Annotated in this window: 23 protein-coding genes and 5 pseudogenes; 11 read left to right on the top strand and 17 right to left on the bottom strand. The window is 69.7% G+C overall.

Translation table 11 applies throughout. From position 1 onward, the window contains the following. Window positions 1–59: 59 nt before the first annotated feature. Entirely contained in the window at window positions 60–1,754 is a 1,695-nt protein-coding gene (locus ACFV9M_RS03350) for a class I adenylate-forming enzyme family protein (protein WP_385063706.1), read from the top strand. On the opposite strand, the gene ACFV9M_RS03345 is transcribed toward ACFV9M_RS03350, so the two are convergent. From ACFV9M_RS03345 to ACFV9M_RS03335, 3 genes are all read right to left on the bottom strand, one after another. Next, entirely contained in the window at window positions 1,711–2,322 is a 612-nt protein-coding gene (locus ACFV9M_RS03345; RefSeq protein ID WP_385063704.1) for a TetR/AcrR family transcriptional regulator, read from the bottom strand. The genes ACFV9M_RS03350 and ACFV9M_RS03345 overlap by 44 nt on opposite strands. Before the next feature lie 183 nt (window positions 2,323–2,505). Next, window positions 2,506–3,315 carry a VOC family protein gene (locus ACFV9M_RS03340; protein WP_385063702.1) on the bottom strand — a complete coding sequence of 270 codons (810 nt, stop codon included), beginning with the start codon at window positions 3,313–3,315 and terminating at the stop codon, window positions 2,506–2,508. A 56-nt stretch (window positions 3,316–3,371) separates the two neighbouring features. Then, window positions 3,372–4,040 (bottom strand): TetR/AcrR family transcriptional regulator, encoded by a 669-nt coding sequence (locus tag ACFV9M_RS03335; RefSeq protein ID WP_385063700.1) that lies wholly within the window; start codon window positions 4,038–4,040, stop codon window positions 3,372–3,374. A 167-nt stretch (window positions 4,041–4,207) separates the two neighbouring features. Between ACFV9M_RS03335 and ACFV9M_RS03330 the strand changes: the two genes are divergently transcribed. Together ACFV9M_RS03330 and ACFV9M_RS03325 are read left to right on the top strand one after the other, a co-directional pair. Then, a complete protein-coding gene (locus tag ACFV9M_RS03330) occupies window positions 4,208–5,053 on the top strand; it encodes an amidohydrolase family protein (RefSeq protein ID WP_385063698.1) in 846 nt (281 codons plus the stop codon). Beyond that, the gene (locus ACFV9M_RS03325) at window positions 5,050–6,288 is read left to right on the top strand and encodes an amidohydrolase family protein (RefSeq protein WP_385063697.1); all 1,239 of its coding nucleotides are present in this window, start codon (window positions 5,050–5,052) and stop codon (window positions 6,286–6,288) included. Before ACFV9M_RS03330 ends, ACFV9M_RS03325 begins: the two co-directional genes overlap by 4 nt. A 334-nt stretch (window positions 6,289–6,622) precedes the next feature. On the opposite strand, the pseudogene ACFV9M_RS03320 reads toward ACFV9M_RS03325, so the two are convergent. Further along, window positions 6,623–7,063: pseudogene (locus ACFV9M_RS03320) on the bottom strand (transposase); the annotation flags it as partial. A gap of 11 nt (window positions 7,064–7,074) precedes the next feature. Between ACFV9M_RS03320 and ACFV9M_RS03315 the strand changes: the two are divergent. After that, a pseudogene (locus ACFV9M_RS03315) lies at window positions 7,075–7,380 on the top strand (SDR family NAD(P)-dependent oxidoreductase); the annotation flags it as partial. Between the two features lie 168 nt (window positions 7,381–7,548). Here ACFV9M_RS03315 and ACFV9M_RS03310 read toward each other — a convergent pair. The 5 genes from ACFV9M_RS03310 to ACFV9M_RS03290 form a co-directional block, all read right to left on the bottom strand. After that, the gene (locus ACFV9M_RS03310; protein ID WP_385074626.1) at window positions 7,549–7,896 is read right to left on the bottom strand and encodes a hypothetical protein; all 348 of its coding nucleotides are present in this window, start codon (window positions 7,894–7,896) and stop codon (window positions 7,549–7,551) included. Window positions 7,897–7,957: 61 nt separating this feature from the next. Then, window positions 7,958–8,614, bottom strand: coding sequence for a hypothetical protein (locus ACFV9M_RS03305; protein WP_385074624.1), 657 nt, complete (start codon window positions 8,612–8,614; stop codon window positions 7,958–7,960). A 177-nt stretch (window positions 8,615–8,791) separates the two neighbouring features. After that, complete coding sequence (locus tag ACFV9M_RS03300) at window positions 8,792–9,466, bottom strand: 3-oxoacid CoA-transferase subunit B (RefSeq protein WP_385074621.1); 675 nt, start codon at window positions 9,464–9,466, stop codon at window positions 8,792–8,794. Then, window positions 9,463–10,131: a 3-oxoacid CoA-transferase subunit A gene (locus tag ACFV9M_RS03295; RefSeq protein WP_385074619.1), complete on the bottom strand. Its 669-nt coding sequence runs from the start codon at window positions 10,129–10,131 to the stop codon at window positions 9,463–9,465. The genes ACFV9M_RS03300 and ACFV9M_RS03295 overlap by 4 nt, the downstream gene beginning before the upstream one ends. After that, entirely contained in the window at window positions 10,128–11,330 is a 1,203-nt protein-coding gene (locus ACFV9M_RS03290) for a thiolase family protein (protein WP_385074617.1), read from the bottom strand. Before ACFV9M_RS03290 ends, ACFV9M_RS03295 begins: the two co-directional genes overlap by 4 nt. A 64-nt stretch (window positions 11,331–11,394) precedes the next feature. Here ACFV9M_RS03290 and ACFV9M_RS03285 point away from each other — a divergent pair. After that, a pseudogene (locus tag ACFV9M_RS03285) lies at window positions 11,395–11,538 on the top strand (LysR family transcriptional regulator); the annotation flags it as partial. A gap of 120 nt (window positions 11,539–11,658) precedes the next feature. Further along, on the top strand, window positions 11,659–12,303 hold the full coding sequence (locus ACFV9M_RS03280; protein WP_385074615.1) for a LysR family substrate-binding domain-containing protein: 645 nt from the start codon (window positions 11,659–11,661) through the stop codon (window positions 12,301–12,303). 801 nt (window positions 12,304–13,104) lie between these two features. Here the strand turns inward: ACFV9M_RS03280 and ACFV9M_RS03275 are convergent. Continuing rightward, window positions 13,105–13,425: a hypothetical protein gene (locus ACFV9M_RS03275; RefSeq protein WP_385074612.1), complete on the bottom strand. Its 321-nt coding sequence runs from the start codon at window positions 13,423–13,425 to the stop codon at window positions 13,105–13,107. Between the two features lie 345 nt (window positions 13,426–13,770). After that, window positions 13,771–14,535, bottom strand: a complete 765-nt coding sequence (locus tag ACFV9M_RS03270; RefSeq protein ID WP_385074608.1) for an SDR family oxidoreductase — start codon at window positions 14,533–14,535, stop codon at window positions 13,771–13,773. Between the two features lie 127 nt (window positions 14,536–14,662). Between ACFV9M_RS03270 and ACFV9M_RS03265 the strand changes: the two genes are divergently transcribed. Continuing rightward, entirely contained in the window at window positions 14,663–15,001 is a 339-nt protein-coding gene (locus ACFV9M_RS03265) for a winged helix-turn-helix transcriptional regulator (RefSeq protein WP_385074605.1), read from the top strand. 285 nt (window positions 15,002–15,286) lie between these two features. Here the strand turns inward: ACFV9M_RS03265 and ACFV9M_RS03260 are convergent, their stop codons facing one another. Together ACFV9M_RS03260 and ACFV9M_RS03255 are read right to left on the bottom strand one after the other, a co-directional pair. After that, window positions 15,287–15,661 carry a VOC family protein gene (locus ACFV9M_RS03260; RefSeq protein WP_385074637.1) on the bottom strand — a complete coding sequence of 125 codons (375 nt, stop codon included), beginning with the start codon at window positions 15,659–15,661 and terminating at the stop codon, window positions 15,287–15,289. A 232-nt stretch (window positions 15,662–15,893) separates the two neighbouring features. Beyond that, window positions 15,894–16,448, bottom strand: a complete 555-nt coding sequence (locus ACFV9M_RS03255; RefSeq protein WP_385074602.1) for a transposase — start codon at window positions 16,446–16,448, stop codon at window positions 15,894–15,896. Between ACFV9M_RS03255 and ACFV9M_RS03250 the strand changes: the two are divergent. Both ACFV9M_RS03250 and ACFV9M_RS03245 read left to right on the top strand, forming a co-directional pair. Continuing rightward, window positions 16,420–16,683, top strand: a pseudogene (locus tag ACFV9M_RS03250) (Cmx/CmrA family chloramphenicol efflux MFS transporter); the annotation flags it as partial. The gene ACFV9M_RS03255 and the pseudogene ACFV9M_RS03250 overlap by 29 nt on opposite strands. Before the next feature lie 153 nt (window positions 16,684–16,836). Beyond that, window positions 16,837–17,085: pseudogene (locus ACFV9M_RS03245) on the top strand (integrase core domain-containing protein); the annotation flags it as partial. 137 nt (window positions 17,086–17,222) lie between these two features. Here ACFV9M_RS03245 and ACFV9M_RS03240 read toward each other — a convergent pair. Both ACFV9M_RS03240 and ACFV9M_RS03235 read right to left on the bottom strand, forming a co-directional pair. Then, the gene (locus ACFV9M_RS03240; protein WP_385074600.1) at window positions 17,223–17,618 is read right to left on the bottom strand and encodes a GNAT family N-acetyltransferase; all 396 of its coding nucleotides are present in this window, start codon (window positions 17,616–17,618) and stop codon (window positions 17,223–17,225) included. Window positions 17,619–18,026: 408 nt separating this feature from the next. Then, window positions 18,027–18,740, bottom strand: coding sequence for an SDR family oxidoreductase (locus ACFV9M_RS03235; RefSeq protein ID WP_385074635.1), 714 nt, complete (start codon window positions 18,738–18,740; stop codon window positions 18,027–18,029). Between ACFV9M_RS03235 and ACFV9M_RS03230 the strand changes: the two genes are divergently transcribed. Next, a complete protein-coding gene (locus ACFV9M_RS03230; RefSeq protein WP_385074631.1) occupies window positions 18,651–19,532 on the top strand; it encodes a LysR family transcriptional regulator in 882 nt (293 codons plus the stop codon). The genes ACFV9M_RS03235 and ACFV9M_RS03230 overlap by 90 nt on opposite strands. Window positions 19,533–19,762: 230 nt before the next feature. Here the strand turns inward: ACFV9M_RS03230 and ACFV9M_RS03225 are convergent, their stop codons facing one another. Together ACFV9M_RS03225 and ACFV9M_RS03220 are read right to left on the bottom strand one after the other, a co-directional pair. Further along, the gene (locus ACFV9M_RS03225) at window positions 19,763–20,626 is read right to left on the bottom strand and encodes a hypothetical protein (RefSeq protein ID WP_385074597.1); all 864 of its coding nucleotides are present in this window, start codon (window positions 20,624–20,626) and stop codon (window positions 19,763–19,765) included. 58 nt (window positions 20,627–20,684) lie between these two features. Continuing rightward, window positions 20,685–21,392 carry a GntR family transcriptional regulator gene (locus ACFV9M_RS03220; protein WP_385074594.1) on the bottom strand — a complete coding sequence of 236 codons (708 nt, stop codon included), beginning with the start codon at window positions 21,390–21,392 and terminating at the stop codon, window positions 20,685–20,687. Between the two features lie 162 nt (window positions 21,393–21,554). Here ACFV9M_RS03220 and ACFV9M_RS03215 point away from each other — a divergent pair, with 162 nt between their 5' ends. Next, window positions 21,555–22,094, top strand: a complete 540-nt coding sequence (locus tag ACFV9M_RS03215; RefSeq protein WP_385074591.1) for a YbhB/YbcL family Raf kinase inhibitor-like protein — start codon at window positions 21,555–21,557, stop codon at window positions 22,092–22,094. Window positions 22,095–22,163 lie beyond the last annotated feature (69 nt).

The following is a 22,163-nucleotide window of genomic DNA, read 5'->3' as shown; positions in this document are numbered from 1 at the left end:
ACCAACTGTTCCGGACGAGGCGAGAGATCGGTGGAGGGAAGAGAGGAGAGAGAGGATCGATGGCTGCTCAACAGGAGGAAAGCCTCGCCGCCGCACTGACCGGCCCCGGCGGGCGGTTCGAGACAGCACAGGAGGAGGTGCGCGGCGTCCGGATGACGGTGTTCAGGAACCGGCTGCGTTGCCTGCGTGAACTCGTCGAGGCGAGCAGGCGGTTCGGGGACCGGACATTCGTGATCGAGGACGAGCGGCGGATCTCGTTCGCGGACCACCTGGAACAGGTGGACGCCTGCGCGGTGGCCCTGCAGAAGGAGTACGGGGTCCGGACCGGCGACCGGGTGGGCATCTTCGCCGCCAACCGGTGGGAATGGATTGTCGCCTTCTGGGCCGCGGCCGGTATCGGCGCCATTCCCTGCGGGATGAATGGCTGGTGGACGTCGGAGGAGTTCGCGCACGCCGCACGGCTTATCGAACCCGTCCTCGTCCTCGGCGACGGACCGCGCCTCGCGCGGCTCGCAGGACAGGGTGGACAGGGCCGCCGGAGCTGGCCGTTTCCGCTCGTGGACCTGGGCACGGACGTCGGCTCCGCCGTCAGCCGCCACCGGGGTGCCGCCCCCACCGTCCCGCAGGTCGCCGAGGACGACGTGGCGCTGATTCTCTTCACCAGCGGCACCACCGGGCGGCCCAAGGCGGTCGCCCTCTCGCACCGCTCGGTCCTCGGATTCGCCCACGTCAACATGTATGCGGAGGCGGCCGGCCTGGCCGCTCACGGCGCACCGGTGCCGGGCCCGGACGAGGAGCCGCCGCCGTCCGACGCGGTCACCCTGATCACCTCGCCGCTCTTCCATGTGTCGATGCTCCAGGGCGTCATGCTGCTGGCCTTCGCCAGAGGCGGCTCCGTCGTCCTGCTGCCGGGCCGCTTCGACCCCGAACGCGTGCTGCGGGCCATCGAGCGCGAGAAGATCACCCACTGGTCCGCCCTGGGGAGTGCAGCCCCCAGGACGGCTCTCTCGCCTGCCCTCGACCGCTACGACACCAGCAGCATCCGCGTCCTCGGCCTGGGCGGCGCTCCGGTCAGCCCGACTGTGCAGCAGTCCTTTCTCAGTGCTTTCCCCAGCGCGCTCACCCTCGGCATGGGCTACAGCAGCACCGAGGGCGGCAGCGTCATCGCGGCCATCGACGGAGCCGATTTCGCGGCCCGGCCCGCATCTACCGGCCGGGCCAGCAAAACCGTGGAGATCGAACTCCGTGACCCCGACGGCTACCGTGTACCGGACGGCGACTACGGCGAGGTCCACATCCGCAGCCCCTACCTCATGACGGGCTACTGGAACGACCCCGAGGCGACGACGGCCGTCCTCAAGGACGGCGGCTGGCTGGCCCTCGGCGACGTGGCGCGCATGGAGGACGGCTTCCTCTACCTCAACGCACGGACCCGCGACCGCATCCTCGTCAACGCCGAGAACGTCTCACCCACCGAGGTCGAGTACGTCCTCGACTCCCACCCGCAGGTCGCCGAGGTGGCGGTGATCGCCGTCGACGACGAGACAACCGGTGACGCGGTCTGTGCCGTTGTCGTCGTGCAGAACGGCGCGGGGGTGACGGAGCAGGAGCTCGAAGCCTGGTGCCGCAAGAGCCTCGCGCACTACAAGGTGCCGACGCGGTGGCACCTGGTGACGGACCCGCTGCCGCGGACCCCGACCGGCAAGGTGATCAAAGACCGGCTCCGTGTGCGGATCGCGCCCCTTCGATCGTGAGGGAGACGGCGTCGTCGATGTATTCCAGCGAGCGCCGCAGCGGCAGACTGCCCGTCGACCACTTCCGCAGCAGTCCCCCGAGCAGTGACGTGAACAGCAGGACGAACACCTCGCGTTCCCGCTCGGCGGTGTCGGTGAGCGACTCGGCGAGGATGCGCTCGAAGCTCTCGGTGTAGCCCCGGAACACCTCGCGGGCCGCGGGGTCCGCCGTGACCTCCAGCAGCATCGTGAGCCGGTAGAAGTTCGGGTACCGGCCGTAGGCACGGACGGTGCGGCGCAGCACCGCCCGCAACCGTGCCGCGTCGCCGACCGGTTTCCGGTTCTGCCCGCGCACCCTGGCCTCGAAGGTCTCACCCCAAGTGACCAGCGCCTCCGCGTACAGCAACTCCTTGGACGGGAAGTAGCGGTACACCGTCGCCAGCGCGACGCCCGCGTTCTCCGCCACCTCACGGATCTGGATCTGCTCGTACTCACGCTCTTCGAGCAGCCGGATCGCGGCCCTGAGGATGCTGTCGCGGCGGGCGCGCTGGGACGGCGTACGGGCCTTGGCCGGCGCCGCCGCTGTCACCGGTGCTGTGGCGGCGGCCGTCGCCGCGCGACTTCTCCCGCTGAACAGCGCGCCCTCCCCGAAGACCTGAACCCGAAGCCGGTACCCCGTTACCGCGAAGCTCGGAACCCGGCCTGCGCCCGGCATTTTCCAGAACGCCACTCTAACAGGGGACGGTTCAGAGCGGTTGACGTCCGGACGCCATCAGCCGAGCAGCCAGACGTCGATTCCCGTGGCCGACTGGTGCGGGAGGATCCTCAGGTCGCGGGCGCGGCGGGGCAGCTCCGCGACGGGGAGGTCGGACATGTCGGGCGGTCCGAAGAGGAGGAAGGAGACGCCGGGATCCGTGGATCCGCCCCACAGGGCCGGGAGGATCGGGGCGGCCGAGGCGTCGCGGACGAGCAGGGAGCGCCCGCTGCCCCAGGTGGCGAAGAACCAGCCAGGGCCCGCCTCCAGGACGTCGCCGAGGAGACCGGGGCCGAGCAGGTCGTGGGCGCGGCGCAGATCCGGGGTCGTGACGCCGACCAGGGCGACCTCGGGGCCGGCCGCCGAGTCCGCGGGCTCGGGGAAGCCGGCCGGAGGAGTGGTCCCGGCGCTACCCCGCCGGATCGCCTCCTCGTCCGCCTCCACCACTTGGACGAGGGTGCCGAGCGCCGTGTTCCTGGGGTGAATGAAGGACTCCCGCCAGACCGCGTGGACGGATCTGCGGCCGAAGGTGTCGAATTGCAGGCGGGAGAGGTCGCTCGTCGTCTCGTCGAGGGAGGGGACCTTGAAAGTGATGTGGTGGGGTGCAGGGCCGTGCCTGTCGAGGAAACGCCCCATGAAACCGTCGGGCGCGTCCGGGGCGATGAACTCCAGGCGCAGGCTTTTGCCGAAGGACATCTGCAGGGGCGCGTATTCGCCTGCCGGGCCGGATATCTCCCAGCGGCCCCCGAGCTCACCCGCGAACCGCGGATAGGCGTCCTCCCAGCGCTGCACGCCGATGGCCAGGTGATCGAACGTGGGGCTTGCCATCTTCTCGGATCACTCCCTTTTCATGTTCTTCATGCTTCAGGACGGACTGCCGGCGGTCAGGACAGGCCGTCGATCGCGTAGCGCTGGACGAACAGGCGGACGTGCTCCGGGGTGTCGTTGCCGCGCGGGACGGACGCCTGGAAGACGGTGAAGGACAGGAAGACGCGGGCCAGCCACTCGCTCGCGTCGGGGATGTCGAGGTTGGCGCGGACCTCACCCCGCTCGCGCGCCGACTCCAGATACGGCTGGAGGAACTTGGCCGTCCTGACCAGGGCGGTACCGCTCTGGGTGGCGAGCATGTGCAGCATCGAGATGTGGTTGTTCGCCGAGAAGGCGTCGTCGGCGGGCCGGGTCGAGAGGATGATCCGCTCCGAGAACTCGCCGAGCTGATCGGTGAGGTGCTCGTGATTCTTCATGGCGCGGGCCAGGTCGTCGAAGAAGAGGTCGGCGTTGCGCTTGGCGAGCGCGTCCAGGAGGACTTCCCGGGAATCGAAGTAGCGATAGAGCGTGCCGCGTGCGACGCCGGCGGCGCGCGCGACGTCCGACATGCTCATCTTGTTCCCGCCGAGCCGGGTCAGCAGTCCGCCGGCGGCGGCGAGGATGCGCTCCTCCGTCTCGTCGAAGCCGCCGTTCCCGGCCTTGGCCCCGGTCTTGCGGTGCGGTGCTGGTCGCAGCGGGTCAGCCGCGTGGCGCAGCCCCTCGATCCCCTCGAACCCTTCGCTCATGTCCCGGGCCTTTCGCTTTTTCGTCGCAACGAAGCTAGACAGTGAAGCAGATTGTGTCCTACTGTCACATCGCAGTGCAACCCCAACTCCCTTCGCTCCGGCGGCGGTGACCGCCGAGGACCAGCAAAGATCAGCCAGATCTGAGGCATTGATCGGAGAGCACGCGCATGACAGAGGTGACCAGGGCGATCGACTGCCTGGTGAACGTGTCCATGGTGTACGGAGACGATCCGCCGGACTGGCTCGTACGGGTCAAAGAGGACTACTTCAAGGGCGGGGAATCCTTCCTCGCCGACGCCGACTTCGACCAGCTCGTCGACGAGATGGACCGGCTCGGCGTCCACCGCGCCATCCTCATGAACGACCTGCGCACCGGCGCGCGATCCAAGGCCCGCGAGTTCGTCGAGAAGGCGCCGGAACGCTTCTCCCTCGGCGTCGGCGGCCTCGACCTGCTGCGCCCCATGCGCAGCCTGCGCATCCTGACCGAAACAGTGGCCAACGCCCCGGTCTCCTACGTCTCGGTCGGCCCCAGTTTCTGGGGTGACGGCAACTACCCGCCGAGCGACGCCGTCTACTACCCGCTCTACACCAAGGCGTGCGAGCTCGAACTGCCCGTCAGCCTCAACACAGGACTACCCGGGCCGCCCCTGCCGGGAGAGGTGCAGAACCCGATCCACCTCGACCGCGTCTGCCAGCGCTTCCCCGAACTGAAGCTCGTCATGATGCACGGCGCGGACCCCTGGTGGGACCTGGCGATCCGGCTCATGGGCAAGTACCCCAACCTGCACATGATGACGTCCGCCTGGTCGCCCAAGTACCTGCCCGCGTCCCTTCTGCACTTCATGCGGACCCGCGGCAAGAAGAAGATCATGTTCGCCTCGGACTCCCCCGTGCTCTCCATCACCCGCACCGTCACCGAGGCGGCGCGGCTAGATCTGGACACCGAAGTGCTCGACGGCTACCTGTACGGCAACGCCGAGCGCTTCTTCTTCGACGGAGGTGAAGACAAGTGACCGTCACCGCTTCGCAGACGCGACACATCGAGGGCAAGGCCCAGGCCCAGAAAGAAGGGAAGTACGCCCTTCCCTTCGACAGCGACAACCACTACTACGAGAAGATCGACGCCTTCACCCGGCACCTCGACCCGGCCTTCAAGCACCGCGGCATCCAGGTCGTCCAGAAGGGCAAACACACCCAACTGCTCGCCGGCGGGCGGCTCCTGGAATTCGTGCCGAACCCGACCTTCGACCCCGTCATCGTCCCCGGCTGCCAGGACCTGCTGTTCCGCGGCCAGATACCCGAGGGCGTCGACCCGCGCAGCCTGATGAAGGTGGAGCCGCTCAACCCCGCCTACCAGAACCGCGACCTGCGGATGGAGATGATAGACGAGCAGAGGCTCTCCGGCGTCCTGCTCTTCCCGACCCTCGCCTGCGGCGTCGAAGAGGCGCTGCGCGATGACATCGGCGCCACGATGGCCAGCGTCACCGCCTTCAACAAGTGGCTCGACGAGGACTGGGGCTACTCCTACCAGGACCGCATCATGGCCGCGCCGATGCTGTCGTTCGCCGACCCCGACGAAGCGGTGAAGGAGATCGACCGCCTCGTCGCACGCGGGGTGCGCATCGTCTCCGTCCGCCCCGCCCCCGTGCCGACCTGCCACGGCCGCTCCCGGTCCTTCGGGCATCAGGACTACGACAAGGTGTGGGCCAAGCTTGCCGAACACGACATCCCCGTCGGCTTCCACCTCAGCGACAGCGGCTACAACATGATCGGCGCCGCATGGGGCGGCCCTGAGCGGTTCGTGCCGTTCCGCAACCCCAGCCCGCTGAACATGGTGCTGACCTCCGACCGGGCCATTCACGACACCGTGGCGAGCCTCGTCATCGACGGCGTCTTCACCCGCCACCCCACCCTGCGCATCGCAAGCATCGAGAACGGCTCCGACTGGATCCAACTCCTGGTCAAGCGCCTTCGCAAGCAGGCCAACCAGTCGCCGCAGGCGTTCGCCGAGGACCCGGCCGACACCATCCACAAGCACCTGTGGGTCACCCCCTACTACGAGGAGGACATCCGCAAGCTCGCCGACACCGTCGGCTCCGACCGCATCCTCTTCGGCTCCGACTGGCCGCACGGCGAGGGCCTGGCCGAGCCGACCGACTTCAAGAACGAGCTCAAGGGATTCACCGAGTCCGAGACCGACCAGATCATGCGCACCAATGTGCTGGACCTGCTCGGAATCGAGTACTGAGGGTGCATCTACGGAGGGGCGAGGGCTCGGCACTCGCCCCTCCGAACAGGGCCTCAACGCGCCGGCGGTTCCGCCCGCCCCGTACCGCCCGGGCCTGTGGGCGATCACGACTCGTGATCGCCCACAGGCCCGCGAATTCCTCAAGAGCACGGCCGCGATCCCGCGGAGGCCACCGTCCGCTTCCCCACCACTGGCCATCTCCTCGCTTTTCTTGACAGCGATCAATACCCCCGCCCGCTACACGATCACCGAGCGACTGTCTCATCCCGTGCTGTCGGGCGGGAGTGTCTGATCAACGGCCCTGTCTCACATTCGGTGGTGACGGAGCGTGCTGTTATCCGAGCAGGATGCGGTGCCGGAGCAGGGTGAAGCCTGCTCGTCCGTGCATCTGGCGCGCGATCCGTTTGGTCTTGGTGTTGACGCCCTCGGTGGGGCCGTTGCTGTACGGAAGCGTGAGTCCGGCGATCACGGCGTCGATGTCCCGGTCCAGGCCCCGGGTGAAGGCGTGTAGGTGGGGCAGGTCGGCTGTTCGGACTTGGGCGATCCAGTGCGTGAGCGCATCGGCGTTGTCGGTGTGTGGCGTAAGGAGCGGGGCGAAGTCTCTCATATCTGCCGCCAGTTGGGTCATCTCGGGGCAGGCGGCGGTGAGCTTGGCCAGGAGTTCGTGCTGCTCGGGCTTGAGGTTGTCGGGTCTGGTCAGCAGCATCCGGGCGAGCCGGCGTGGCGGGATATGGCTGCGGTCGGCGTCCGCGCGGCCTTGGTTGATGTACTTGTGCCCGCGCCGCCTACGCGTCGGCGAAGGCCGGACTGATGGGCCTGTCGCGGGTCTGGGCCCTGGAGCTCGGCCCGTTCGGCGTGACGTCGAACGTCGTCGCCCCCGGCCCCATCGCCACCGACCTGTTCGCGGGGGCCAACCGGGATGACGACGCCCGGACGCGGCGGCTCGTCGAAGACATCCCGGTGGGCCGGATGGGCAGCCCGGAGGACGTCGCCTCGGCCGTGACGTACTTCCTGGCCGACCGGGCCGGCTTCGTGACGGGCCAGACGCTGTTCGTCTGCGGGGGCGTCAGCGTCGCCCAGGCTGCGCTCTGACAGAGCCGGCGCCGGCACGGAGCTGGTGGTGACGGCGCCTTCCGGATGGCGCCGAGCGGGGGCGGTCCTGACCCGCCGTTTCCGGTGCCCCGCATGCGTGCGGAGCACCGGAAACGGCGGGTCGAGCTGGTCATCAGCGCGAGTGCCTTCCCTCCCCCGGTGGACACCTCAGAAGGGCAGGTCGCGGATGATGCCGTCGTAGGGCAGGTACTGGCCTTCGGCGGCCTCGGCGGGCAGGTCGAGGATCACGATGACGCCGGCGGTGCCGGCCTTCTTGTGTCTGTCGAGTTCCTTGACGAGGCTGCTGCCGGCGAACCAGGTCCGGTCGCAGGTGGCCAACGGGTCGTAGCCGGAAGGATGTCCGGGCTGGCAGGGGGCGTCCCAGTCGATGAGGTCGATGAGCCCGTAGGGCAGGGACGGCGGTCTGACGGTGACGAGGCCGATCGCGCCCTCGGTGGGCTGCAGGGACAGCGGGACGCTGACGCCTCGGGGGCCGGTGCTGCCCGAGTACGGCACGTACCGTCGTGGGCTTGCACACCGAGGTCGACGGCACTGTTCCGACCTGCGCGATCCGCTCCTACGACCGCGGTGTGCTGTCCGAGCGCCACGAGGTGAGACGAGGGTGCCCCGGCAGTTCGGCGCGGCCGGTGGCCCACAGCAGGGTGAGCCAGGGATCCGCGCCGCCCGGAGCCTCGGGAAACAGACGGGCGAGCACCCGCGAGCAGAGAGCGGAGGGCGGGGTCCAGGCAAGCCCGAAGCCTTCCGCCAGATCGTGCATGTGTACCAGCGTCTCCTGCAACGCCAACGCCGCGAAGCCTTCGGGGTCCGACACCCCGGCGGCGTGGTGGGCGCGGACCCGGGGCGGCGTCGTACGCACCATGGCGACCAGCAGCGCGCCGCACGCCTCCAGCACCTGCACCAGGCCGGCCGGACCCGCATCACGGTCCGCGAAGAGGAAGACCGCGGGTCCGTCCGGCCTCTTCCGGCTCAACGCGAAAGGCACATGGGTGTCCAGCGGCGGGCTCTGCGGCCCCAGCTGCACGGCGTAGTAGAACAGGTCGTTGGCGAGGTGCTCGGCGGTCTCCCAGCAGTCCCACTCCAGCGAACCGGCCTTACCGCCCCACCCCTCCGCGGGTGCGTCCCGAAGGATGCCCACGGCGAGCCGCACGGCAAGGTCGACGTCGTCCGCGGTGACCGGAGACAAGACTGATCCGGTTTCGCTTGATCGAGACATGGCAGCACCGTATCCCGAGGGAAGAGGGCAGTGTCTTCCGGCGCCGAGCGGATGCACCGAATCGGCACCGCCGCTCCTCCCCGGGCGAAGGGCGGTGTACGACGTCGTGGACTCAAGAGGAACGGTGTCGGGTGAGGATGCTGGTGGGCCCGCCCACGCAGCTTTCCGGGTCCCGCATCAAGTCCGGGCGGTCAGGAGTGGCAGGTCGAGGCGGCGCGCGAGGTCGTCGGCAGAGGTGCCAAAGGTCTCCCGCGCCACCACGCCGTCCGGGGTGATGTCGAAGACCGCGAGGTCGGTGTAGATGCGGTCGACGCAGCCCAGACCGGTCAGCGGGTAGGTGCACTGGGGCACCAGCTTGGGTTCGCCGGTCTTGGTGAACAGCGTCATCATGACGAAGACCTTCCTCGCCCCGATCGCCAGGTCCATGGCTCCGCCGACGGCGGGGATGGCGTCGGGTGCGCCGGTGTGCCAGTTGGCGAGGTCGCCTGCCGCGGAGACCTGGAAAGCTCCCAGGACGCAGATGTCCAGGTGCCCGCCGCGCATCATGGCGAAGGAGTCGGCGTGATGAAAGTAGGCGGCACCGGGCAGTTCGGTCACCGGGACTTTGCCGGCGTTGGTGAGGTCGGCGTCGATCTCCTCGCCCCGCGCGGCGGGCCCCATGTTGAGCATGCCGTTCTCGGTATGGAGCACAACACCGGATTCGGCCGGCAGATGGTCGGCGACGAGGGTCGGCCGGCCGATGCCGAGGTTGACGAAGGAGCCGCGAGGGATGTCGCGGGCCACCAGCGCGGCGATGTCGTGCTTGGCGAGGGGCGCGCGTGCCGTGTCTGTGACGGGTGGGTTCAGGCTCATTCGGTGGCCTCCCGCACCACACGGTCGACGTAGATGCCAGGCGTGATCACGGTTTCGGGGTCGAGCGTCCCGGTTTCGACGATCTCGCGGACCTGTGCGATCACGGTGGTCGCGGCGGTGGCCATCACCGGCCCGAAGTTGCGGGCGGTCTTGCGATAGACGAGGTTGCCCATGCCGTCGGCCCGGTGAGCGCCGATCAGCGCCACATCGCCCTTGATCGGGTACTCCAGCAGGTAGGTGCGGCCGTCGATGACGCGGGTTTCCTTCCCCTCGGCCAGCGGAGTGCCGACCGCGGTGGGGCAGAAGAACGCGCCGATCCCGGCCCCGGCGGCCCGGAGCCGCTCGGCGAGGTTGCCCTGCGCCACCACCTCCAGCTCCACCTGCCCCGCCCGGTACAGGCCGTCGAAGACGTAGGAGTCGGCCTGTCGGGGGAAGGAGCAGACGACCTTACGGACCCGTCCCTTCGCCAGCAGCGCGGCAAGTCCGGTGTCGCCGTTACCCGCGTTGTTGGACACCACGGTCAGGTCTTTGGCCCCCTGACGGATGAGGGCGTCGATCAGGGAGACCGGCATGCCGGCCATCCCGAACCCGCCGACCAGGACCGTGGAGCCGTCGCGGACGTCGGCAACCGCTTCGTCGGCGTGCGCGTACACCTGCGCGGTCACCGCTTGGCCTGCACGTTCTCCAGGACAGCGGCGAGGGCCTGGCCCACACCGATACAGATCGCCGCGACCCCCCATCGCTCGCCGGACGCTGTGAGCCGGTGGGCCAGCGTGCTCAGCAGACGACCACCGGAGGCGCCCAGCGGGCGGCCGAGCGCGATCGAGCCACCCTTGGTGTTGACGATCCCGGGGTCGATCTTCCAGGCGTCCACGCAGGCCAGCGCTTGCACGGCGAATGCCTCGTTGACTTCGACGGCCGAGACGTCGGGCCAGGTGACGCCCGCAGCCTTCAGGGCCCGGTTCGCCGCCTCCACCGGGGCGAACCCGAAGTCCTGAGGATCCAGCGCGTGCACTCCGCGTCCGGCGATCCGGGCCAGCGGATCGGCGCCTATACGCCCTGCGGCGGCTGCCGAACCGATCAGCACGGCCGAGGCGCCGTCGCTCAGCGGCGAGGCGTTACCCGCGGTGATCAGGCCGTCGGGCCGGAACGCCGGCTTGAGCTCGGCGAGCTTCTCTGCCGTGGATCCGGGCCTCACGCCCTCGTCGCGGGTGAGGTCGGCGTCGTTGCCGTACGCCTCGACCGCTATCACCAGGTCGTCGTAGAACCCCTCCGCCCAGGCGATCTCCGCGAGCTGGTGGGACCGCGCGGCGAACTCGTCCTGACGCGTGCGCGAGATGGCGAACCGCTCGCCCAGTTGCTCGTTGGCCTCCCCCAGGGAGACCGTCCACTCCTTCGGCATGCGCTCGTTGACCAGGCGCCATCCCAAAGTGGTGGACACGGCGGTCACGTCGCCTGCCGGGAAAGCGCGCGAGGGCTTGGGCAGCACCCAAGGTGCCCGGGTCATCGACTCCACACCTCCGGTGAGCACGATGTCCGCGTCGCCGGTCTCGACGGTGCGGGAGGCGATCAGCGCCGCGTCCAGGGAGGAGCCGCACAACCTGTTGACGGTCGTGGCGGGCACCGAGGTGGGAAGCCCGGCGAGGAGGACGGCCATCCGGCCGACATTGCGGTTGTCCTCGCCGGCGCCATTGGCGTTGCCCCAGACGACATCGCCGATCTCGCTCGGATCCAGGCTGGGCACCTTGGCCAGGAGCCCCGTCACGGCGAGTGCCGCGAGGTCGTCGGGCCGTCTCCCGGCCAGAGCGCCGGAGAACCGCCCGAAGGGTGTTCTCACCGCTGCATAAACGTAACTGTGGGTCACGTCCTCACCGTAGAACTGCCCCCTTCATCATGTCCAAGACCTAGTCACTGGTCATTGATAAGCGCTGCTTATAAAATGGGCGGCATGGAGCTGCGTCAGATCCGCTTATTTCCTCGCCCTTGCCGAGGAGTGCCACTTCGGGCGCGCGGCGGTTCGGCTGCACGTCGCGCAGCCCGCTCTCTCCCAGCAGATCAAGCAGCTGGAGCGGGAACTGGGCACCGCTCTTTTCCACCGTTCGACGCGGCACGTCGAGCTGACCGAGGCCGGTCTCCACCTCACCGAATACGCGCGCACCCTGGTGGCCGAGGCCGACCGGGCCCGCGCTCACATGACGGAGCTGGCCACTGGCCGCGCCGGCCGGGTCTCCGTCGGCTTCATCGGCACCGCGACCTACGACGTTCTGCCCCGCGTCGCTCGCACCGTGCGAGCCCGCCTTCCTCACATCACCCTCGACCTGCGCGGCGAGCTGCTCACGCCCCAGCTCGTGAACGGGCTGCGCGCCGGCGCCTACGACCTCGCCGTGTCCCGCATCGGCGAGGACGGCGCCGACGGGGTGAGCATCACGCCTCTGCGCACCGAACCCCTCGTGGCGGTGCTGCCGGCCGGCCACCCGCTGGCGTCCGGCCCACGCATCTCACTGAAGGCACTGGCCGGCGAGCCCTTCGTCGTCCATCCCTCTCAACCGCGGTCCGCCATGTACGACCGTGTGCTGTCCGCCTGCGGCCGGGCGGGCTTCCAGCCCGACTCCCTCGTGGAGGTCGGCGAGACCGCGACCCTCGTCGTCCTTGTCGCCGCGGGACACGGCGTCGCACTGGTGCCCCAGTCGGTCCGGAGCCTGCGCCTGGACGGTGTGATCTATCTGCCGCTCGTCGAGACGGAGACCATCGATCTCGTCCTGGCCCGCCGGGCCGGACGCAACTCGCCGGCGGCGGAGCAGGTGGCTTCGGTCATCGAACAGTGCGCGCACCCCTGAAAGCGACGGCGCCGATTCATTCCGAATCAGCGGATCGATGACCTGGTGCGCCGTCGGATGACGCGGGTTGGGGCGCTGTGGCCGGAGGACCGGACACCGAGGGCGGGCGATGGCGTGCGAGGGCACGGGTCGGGCGGAAGTGACACAGGCCCTCGGGAATCCTGAGCGCCGCGCCACGAGGAATCCCGACCGGCTCACGGACGGCCTGCCGGCGGTCGCCTCGGACGGCGCGCCCGAGCCCTGCGCTCGTATCTGCTTGCCCTCGCCGACAGGGCGCCCACGCAGACGTCGGGTTCGTGATGCGGCGCGCACCATGGTCCACGATTGCCGATCGGCCGAACCGGCGATCATCACGACCATTGAGGGGTTCGCGGCGGCTGCGCTTGGCGGTGGAGCTGCTGCGGCCGCTTCGATGAACTCCCCCAGGGGCTTGGCCAGGTACAGGCGGACGTTGTCCCACCCCTTGCGCCGGGCCGCACAACGTCGACCCTGCGGCGGGCCAGGAAGCGGCGGGTTTCGCTCCGCTCGGTCGGGTGGCTCGAGCGAGCGCGGTGCGAGGTGGCGCGGGGCCGTCAGGTGTGCGCGGCGGCGCTCATGGCCCGGATGCCGCCGGCGAGGAACGTCATGGCCGTGCTGATGGCTTGGTCGCGGTCGGTGCCCTTGAGGTGTTCGCAGATCTCGGTGACCACCGCCGCGGCGGCGACAGCAGCGAGACGGGGCCCGATCCCGCCCGGGGCGATGATACGGGCGCCCTCTCTGCTGGACCGTGCGCCGGGCCATGACGGAAGTCGCTTCAACCGGTCACAGACCGGTGACGTCCCCGGCCTTCTTCAGCACGGAGTCGAGCGCGTCCACCACGGCGTTGTGCCGCCTCTCGCGCGCCGCCCGGTCCGCCGGCACCAGCCGCTCGGCGGCCTGAACGGCGTAGCCGTCCGGGTCACCAAAGGCAGTCTGCGGGTGCTCTCCCGTCTCCGCGCAGTGCGCCGTGACGTCCTTGACCGCCTGGAGCACGACCGCCCGGTCCACGCCCGGCTGCATGGCCAGCCGTACCTGGAAACGCGCCATCCACTTTTCGCGGTCCTTCTCCCTCGCCGCGTCCGTCGTCCGGTCCTTCTTCGCCATGTGCTCTCCCAGGTGATCGGCAGTCGTCCGTCATGGAGTTGGACGCCGGAACATCGAAGTGAGTTGCGGGAGCGAGGCTCTGATGTGTTTCGGGTGACCGCCTGGGAGCCGCACTGGCTCTGCCGACCGGTCCACTGGCACAGAACGTCGCAGGCTACACGCGCCGGTGATGAGCCTTCAGGAGGCCGGCCAGGTGTGGCGCCGTGCGGACGTCCGGATTCGGGTGAGACCGCGTACGCTCCGCCGCCCGGCGGACAAATGTGACGCTCCATCAGGTCTGTGACCGTACCCGCCGGAGTTGGCCGTGGCCGGTGACGCTGGGCCGTTCGATCCAGGCGTGAGTGCTCAGCTGGCCGGGCCGCCGACGAGGACCGACCAGCCGCCGTCGACCCGCAGAGTCGTGCCGGTGGCCGCACTGAGCGCGGGGTCGGCGGCCAGTGCCACCACGGCGGCGACATCTTCGGGCTCAAGCACCCGGCCCAGCACGGACTCGCGGGCCAGGACGGCGCCGCGCCCGCTGGTCAGGACTTCCGCGGTGGCCGGCGTCCGGACGGCCCCGGGGGCGACGACGAGCACACTGACGCCGTCGCGCGCACTCTCCGCAGCGACATGGCGGGCGAAGGTGGCCAGCGCGGATTTCGCCGTGCCATGCGCGAGCCGGCCTTCGCCGACGTAGTCCGCAGCGGTGCTGCCGATGCAGATGATCCGACCCGCGCCCTGCGCCCGCATCGGCGCGAGGACGCGCTTGGTGATGTGGAAGGCACCGGCAAGCTCACCGGTGACCTTGGCCGCGAAGGCCGCCCACGACAGGTCGGTCAGCGCAGCGAACGGCGGCGGAGCGGTATTGGCGTTGACGACGACTGAGTCGATCCGCCCATGGGCGGCGAGGATCCCGGTCACCAGCTCATCGACGGCGGACGGGTCGGTGACGTCGGCCCTGGCGCTCGACGCGCTGCCGCCAGCGGCCTCGATGTCACGCACGATTGCGGCCGCGTCGGCGGCACCGGTGCGGTAGTTGACGATCACGTGGTGGCCGCGCGTTCCGAGTTGCCGCGCGATGGCCGCCCCCAGGCCACGGGCGGCGCCGGTGATGAGTGTGGTCGGTGGCATGCTTCCTCCTTGGTCGTGACCAGGTCGCTAACCTAAGGAGAGCGCAGGTGCGACGGAAGGCGCTCACCACGTGGTGCGGTGCTCACCTGGCGGTGAGCGCGCAGTCCAGGAGCCCGGGAGAGGTGTGATGGGTGACGTGTTCCACAAGGACTGCCCGGCGCGCGAGGTGTTGGGGCACCTCGCCGGCCGGTGGACGATCTTGATCCTCACGGCGCTGCTGGCCGAACCGCTCCGCTATCACGAGCTACGCACGGTGGTCGCGGGAATCAGCGACAAGAGCCTCGCAGCCACGCTCCGCTCACTCCAGCAGGACGGCCTGGTGCACCGCCAGGTCGGCACGGGACAGCCGCCGTCCGTGACGTATTCGGTCACCGACCTGGGCCGCGGCGCGGCGGCGGCGTTGCACCCGCTGCTGCAATGGATCCGTGCCAACGCGGCGGAGATCACGGCACGCCGCGAGAGGTGACCGAGCCGTCGAACGCCGTCGAGGAGGAAGACGTACGCAGTCTCACGCGCATCCGGACGTCCACGATCGAACACTGCGGTGACTCTCCGCAGCCACTCCCCAAGATCTGTGCTAGTGGCTCGACCCCTTTGGTTGGCCGGGCAATCGGCGTGCTGCCTCCTCGTCAGCAGACTGAGGCCACTTCGTCCTGGATGGTGGCGGCGCCCTGGGGGAAAGGTGGAGTTCGGCCAGTTGACCGCCTGGTCGGGCGCGCTGTTTCGGGCACCCGACCAGGTCCTGCCTCGGTTACAGATACGGGCGGGTGATCAGCTCAATCGCGTGACCGGCGGGGTCCTTGAAGTACACGCCTCGACCGCCGTGCTCGTTGTTGATCTCGCCTGGGCGGCGCATCTGCGGGTCGGCCCAGTGCTCGATGTCGCGATCACACAGCCGCCGATACGCGCGATCGAACAGCTCGTCGTCGAGCAAGAACGCGTAGTGCTGCATCTGGATCTCCACCGGCAGCTCGGCGAACTGCAGTAGCACGCCGTCGGTGAGCTGGATGTTGGTGAACGGGCCCCAGGACGGCGCTTCTGAGAGCTCCAACAACTCCCGGAAGAACCGAGCTGACTCGTTTCGGTCCTTGGCAGCGATGATGGTGTGGTTGAACGTGGCTGTCATTCGGCTGACCTCGTTGTTGTTCGACACGGAAAACGGACTCGCGGTGCGCGAGTGCCGGGAGGTCCGCGTGCCGAACTGAGGGGGTGCGTTCTTTGCACCCGCCGTGCGATCAGCCCTCCACCGGGTGGCCAATCTGTGCGTGGCGTAGCGCCGGTCCGGTGTTCACGTTGGGTGACCCTACTTGATCGGACTGACTGCCACAACAGGGAAGCGATCAACTGCGATTGGCTCGTCAGGCGGCCTTGGCCGGGTAGTCGATCCATGATCGGATCGGTGAGTCGGGGGCAAAGTTCGTCTTCGGTTCGGCGCGGGTATTCCGCCAGCGGACGTAGGCGGCTATGGCCGCGTTCTGCTCGGCGTGGCTGCGATGGTCGGTGCCGTTGAGGGCGAAGTAGCGCAGGGCCGCGAACTCGGCCTCGATCCAGTTCAGCCAGGAGCCGTAGGTCGGCAGGAATACCAGCTCGATGTCGTTGTCGGCCACCCAGGCGCGGACATTGGCGTGATTGTGCGGGGAGAAGTTGTCCAGCACCACGTCCAGCTTCTGCCCGGGCCAGCGGGCGCGCAGGGCCTTGAGGAGGCCGAGGAACTCCCGCCACCGCTTGCGCGAGCGGATGCGGTAGTACAGCTTACCGGTGGCCAGATCGAGGGCGGCGAGCATGTGCCGCACGCCGCCGTAGCGGTTGTAGGTGGCCCGCAGTCTGCGCGGACGCCGTACCGGCCCCCACGCCTTGCCCTTGCGGGGCATCAGGTTCAGCGAGTCGTTCGCGCTGGGCAGCACGCTGATCACGCGGGTCCTCTACGAGGCCGCGGGAGCCCCCACCATGGCTGGCCCGTATGCGACCGCAGCGCTCAACGCGGGCGCCGCCGTCGGCCCCGTCATCGCTGCGGCCACCTTCAACACCGAAGCCGGGGGCCTCGGGCCGCTCTGGGCAAGCGGACTCCTCGTCGCGGTCGCGCTGCTCATCGCGTTCCCCCTCCTCACCACCATCACGGCCGGCCGGAACACTGAGGTGCTCCGGTGACACATGCGAACGCCCCCTTGAACATCGAGGGACACCGAAGGCTCGTGGAGCGCTGCCGCACTCGTCCGATCGCGCACGTCGCCGCCGAGGCCGGTGTCTCTCGCGCCTGCCTGTCCAAGTGGAAGAACCGGTACGACACGCACGCGCACGTGGGCCTCCCGCCACCAGCGGATCAAGCCCTACCCGCCCCGGCACAACGGCAAGGTCGAGCGCTACCAGCGCATCCTCGCCGAAGAACTCCTCTACGCCAGGCAGTGGACCTCTGAAGCAGAACGAGCTCGGGCAATCGCGGTCTGGAACGTCCACTACAACTACCACCGGCCTCACACCGCCGCCGGAAACCGTCCTCCAGCCTCACGCCTCCACGCGAGCGTCACCGACGTCATGGCCAGCAACAGCTAGAGCCCAAAACGGCTCTGGCCAACGTGTGTGGTGCAGCAACTCCCGGTGACATCTGAGACTGCGTCACGGGCTTGGCAAGGGTTTGTTGAAACTGCTTCTGGCCATGTGCCTCTTGGCCCAGAGCTTGGCCCACGGTGTTACAGGGCAATCAGGCCGGCTGCCGTCTCCTTGAAGCCACAGGAATCGAAGTAGAACGAACGCAGGTGCTCCTCGAAGTCAACGTGGAGCCATTCGCACTTCGCGGCACGAGCTTCGTGAGCCGCAGCCGCGACCAACGCGCCGCCAACACCTTCCCCCTGGCGATGCTGGGCGACCACTGTGTCCAGGATGAAGGCGTGAACTCCGCCGTCCCATACCACGTTGACGAAGCCGATCAGCGAGCCGTCTTCCCAGGCGCAGACCCAGCCGAGACTGTGGCGCTCAAGCCGTTCTCGCCAGTCAGTCTGAGCGACCGGGTGGCCGAAGCCATCAGCATGCAGCGCATTGAGGGCGGCGTTGTCGAAGTCGCCGCGCCACTCGTACTCGATCGTCACTCCTCGATCGTAGGGTCCGGGCCAAGTCCAGCATCGAATTACGCCGAAGTAGTGGTCTTCGTCGAGGTCGGCGAGCAGGCCCGGGTGCTCCGGTCGCCATTTCAGGAGCCGGCGGGTCAGCGAACTGGACGTCGGATCGCCCGCTGTCACCGCGAAGGAGAGCCGGCCGAAGTGGTCCGCCTCCTTCGGGTGGAACGCTGACGACCGGCAGACCCAGGCGGTGGCCGATGACCTCGGCGATGGCCCGGAAGGGCACGCCCTCGTCGGCGGCTCCGTGCCGGCGTGCACCGGCCGACGATCTCGTGCCCCGCTGCGCGGAGTTCCGGGACGAGGGCGGCGCCGATGTGGCCGCTCGCGCCGGTGACGAACGCACGCATGGATCGTTTCCTCTCCTTCTCCCGCAGGCCGTCAGAGCTGGGAGCCGCCGCCGTCCACGGCGAGTTCGGCGCCGGTGGTGTAGGTGGCGTCGAAGGCGAGGAACACCACCGCCCTGGCGACCTCGGCCGGCGTCCCCAGGCGCAGCATGGGGTTGTCGGCAGCCATCTGCGCCTTGGCCTGCTCGGCCGCCTCCGCGGGCATCGACTTCTCCAGGATCCCGGAGTCGATCGGGCCGGGGCTGACCGCGTTGACGCGGATCCCGCGGGGGAGCAGCTCCCGGGCCAGGCTGCGGGTCATCGAGCGCACCGCCGCCTTGCCGGCCGCGTACGCGCTGAGCATCGGAAGCCCCAGCACGTTCGCCACGGATGTCGTGAACACCACGCCGCTGCCCTCTGTCAGCAGCGGAGCGAGCTTCTGCACCGTGAAGTAGGGGCCCTTGGCGTTGATGGCCAGCAGTTGGTCGAAGAGTTCCTCGCTGGTCGCCTCGAACGGCGCGAAGCCGTTGACGCCCGCGTTGGCGAACAGGGCGTCGACCGTGCCGAACTCGGCCTTCACCCGGTGGGCCAGCGCCTCGATGTCGGGCAGCGAACCGGCGTCGCTGCGGACCGCGATCGCGCTCTCGCCGAGCCGGTCGCGTGCGGAGTCCAGGGCAGCCTGGTTGCGCCCGGTGATGAGCACACGCGCCCCTTCGTCCACGAGCACCTGAACTTCGCCCGTGCGGCCGCTGCCCTGCACGTCGCCCAGCCCTCCCTGAGCCGCCAGATCCAGCGGCTGGAGGACGCCCTCGGCGTGCGTCTGCTGGAGCGCACCACCCAGGGCAGCCACCTCACCGCAGCCGGCGCGGCCTTCCTCCCGCAGGCACAGACACTCCTGCACACGGCTCACCAGGCGGTGCTCACGGCACACGCCGCCGCACCGCCTCGCACGATCACCGTCGGGTACGTCGAGGACCTCGTCATCACCGCCGCCGTACAGGACCTGCGCCGCCGTCACCCCGACGCCCACGTCCGCACCCGCCACCTGGACTGGGACGAGGTCCGCGCCCTGCCCGACCGCCGGATCGACGCGCTCGTCGTCCGCACACCGCTCCCCATCCCCGACGACGGCCTGGACGTGACCGTCCTCTACGACGAACCCCGGGCGCTCCTCGTGCCCGCGTTCCACCGCCTCGCCGGCAAGGAGTCGGTGACCTTGGACGACTTCACCGACGAACCGCTCGTGGCCTGTGCCGGTATGGCAGCACGGTGGACCGGTTTCTGGCGGCTCGATCCCCGCCCGGACGGCAGCCCGGCTCCGCTCGGTCCCCTGCTCGTCGACACCTTCGAGGACAAACTCGAAGTCGTCGCCGACGGCCGGGCCATCGCCCTCGTGCCGGCCGACGACCGGCGCTGCACACTCCGCGACGACCTCGTCACCGTCCCCGTCGAGGGAGTCGAACCCTGCCAGGTGGTGGTCGCCACTCGCTTCGCCGACGCCAACCCGCTCGTCGCCCACTTCCGTGAATCCGCCAAGAACCTCCTCGCCCGCGAAGCCTGACCCGCCCGGTCCACCAGTGCGGTTCACTGCGGCACCGCCACCGGCCGTCACGGCAACCGCGGAACCGAACGTCACGCAGCGCTGCACGCTGGACGCCACCTGGCCGTAGCCACGACGAGGGCGCCGGGCTCCCGGCCTCAGCCCCCAGCCCCAGCCCCCAGCCCCCACCCAGCCCGCAGCCCTCAACCATCGGCCCCAGCTCTCAGCCCCCAGCCCGCAGCCCTCAGCCCTCAGCCCTTGCCGAAGTGCACCGCAGGGAAGGCGCCCGCTGCTCTCAACGTTCCGGAGAAGCCACCGGCCAGTTCGGTGAGGCGTGCGGTGGCGGCCGGGCCGAGGTGGTCGTACGGGGCGGCGTCGAGGCGGTCGGTGAGCACCTCGGCCTCGCCGCGCAGGGTCGCGCCCGCCCGTGTGAGGTCCCCTGCCTCGTCCAGCAGGCCGCGTTCGCGCAACTGCTCCCGGGCGGCGTCCCACTGCTGCGCGGACCACCCGCGGGTGCGCTTGAACAGTGCCGATGTCGGTGCCGTGCCGGTGGCGTTGTGCAGGACCAGCGCCTCGATTCCGGACAGGCCGGCGATCGCCAGGGCGGCGAGGTGACCGTCACCCCGGTGCTCGCGCAGCAGCGTCGCGGCGTGCCACAGGGCCAGGTGGGGCTCCTCGGGCACCCGGAGGTCGGCGTGCGCGGCGTACAGCGGGCGCGCCTCGCGGTGGCACGCCTCGGTGGCGCGCAGTGCCAGCCCGGCTGCCTCGGCCATCTCCTTCGACGCGAGGACCTCCTGTCCGAGCAGTCGCCGCAGCATCCCGTCCGCGCCGCGCAGTAGCGCCGCGAGCACCGCCTCCGGTGTGGTGACCGTCCACGCGGCGGGGATGTACCGCCGCACATGCTCGTGGTTGAAGTTGTAGAACGTCGCTGTGACCGTGCCGGCGCCGACCGTACCGAGCGGGGCGGCGCGGCCCGCGTAGTAGGACATGGCCCCTCGCTCCAGCCCGAGCGCCGCGAGTTCGTCCTGCCGCTCCGGTGTGAAGTACACGGCGGTGTGCAGGAGGCTGACGGCGTGGTGGCAGCGGCGGCCTGTGCTCGCCTCGAAGGAAGTCATGCTGCGGCTCCGGTGTCGGGGATCAGGTGTGGTCGTGCGGCCGGGCGGGCGGGACGCATCAGACTTCCTTCGTGGGCTCGCGGTGGGGGCAGTCGGTCAGTCCGGCCGCGGTCTGGGTGAGGTGCTGGGTCAGGATCTCGGCCGCGGCGTCGGCGTCGCGGGCGAGCGCGGCCTCTTCCAGCCGGCGATGTTCCAGGGCGCCGTCCCGGCCGGGGTTGCGGTGCGCCGACCAGCGGCGGGCCAGCTCGCTCGCGGTCCACATCCGGTCGAAGGTCTCCAGCAGGACGAGGTTGCCGCACCCCTCCAGCAGGGTGCGGTGGAAGACCCGGTGGGCTTCGGCCCATGCGCTGCTGTAGTGCTCGCCCTCCCCCGGTACGTACGCCGGGGTACGGCTCAGACGGTGGTGGGCGGCACGTACGCGGGCTTCCCAGTCGACGTCGCCGCGTTCGACGGACATGCGCAGCATGGCCGGTTCGACGGTCCGGCGCGCCTCCGCGATCTCCTGCCAGCGGCGGTCGGAGAAGGCCGGGACGGCGAAGCCCCGGTTGGGCAGCCGGTCGGCGAGGCCCTCGCCGACCACCCGCACGAGCGCCTCGCGCACGACGGCCAGGCTCACGCCCTGCTCTCTGGCGAGGTCCTGGGGTTTGAGGGCGTCACCGGGAGCGTGGTCCCCGCGCATGATCGCGTCCCGCAGGTGTGTGTAGACCCGCTCGGAGAGCATCTGCTTCCCCGACGAGGCGGAGGTGTGGGTCGTCGTCTGGTTCATGGCTACACGATAGACGATCGGATGGATAATCGATTATTGATGTTAGGGTCGATCTCAGTGATGAGCGAACGCGACGGCGGTGCCTCCTGGCGCCGTCGGGGCGGGATCTCCGTCGGCCGCATCACCGCCACCCCCTCAGCACGGCCTGAAAGGAACGACGCCATGAGCGCCAACGACCCCTTCGCCCGCCTCCCCGAGGCGGCCTCTTTCACCGTTGCCAGCACCACCGTCACCGACGGCGCCGCCTGGTCGATCGAGCAGTACTCCGGCCTCTCCGGTGTTCCCGGCGGCAAGGACGTCTCCCCGCAGCTGTCCTGGAGCGGCGCCCCGGAGGGCACCAGGAGCTACGCCGTCACCGTCTACGACCCCGACGCCCCCACCGGGTCCGGGTTCTGGCACTGGGCGGTCGCCGACATCCCCGCCACCGTCACGGAGTTGCCCGAAGGCGCCGGTGACGACACCGGCTCGGGCCTTCCCGAAGGCGCCTTCCAGTTGCCCAACGACGCCCGCGCGGCCCGCTTCATCGGTGCCGCCCCGCCGGCCGGTCACGGCCCGCACCGCTACTTCACCGTGGTGCACGCCCTCGACGTCGACACCATCGGCGTCCCCGCCGACGCCACCCCGGCCGTCCTCGGCTTCACCATGGCAGGCCACATCCTCGGCCGCGCGGTCCTGACCGCCACCGCCGAGACCCCCGCTTGAGGAACGGCCACGAGGCCCGCCGAGCACAAGAAGTCCCCAGCCGTCGGCCCTCGCGCCGGGCACTCCCGC

The sequence above is a fragment of the Streptomyces sp. NPDC059895 genome, assembly GCF_042731035.1.
Classification (GTDB): Bacteria; Actinomycetota; Actinomycetes; order Streptomycetales; family Streptomycetaceae; genus Streptomyces.
This window is presented reverse-complemented; position numbering and strand designations above follow the sequence as displayed.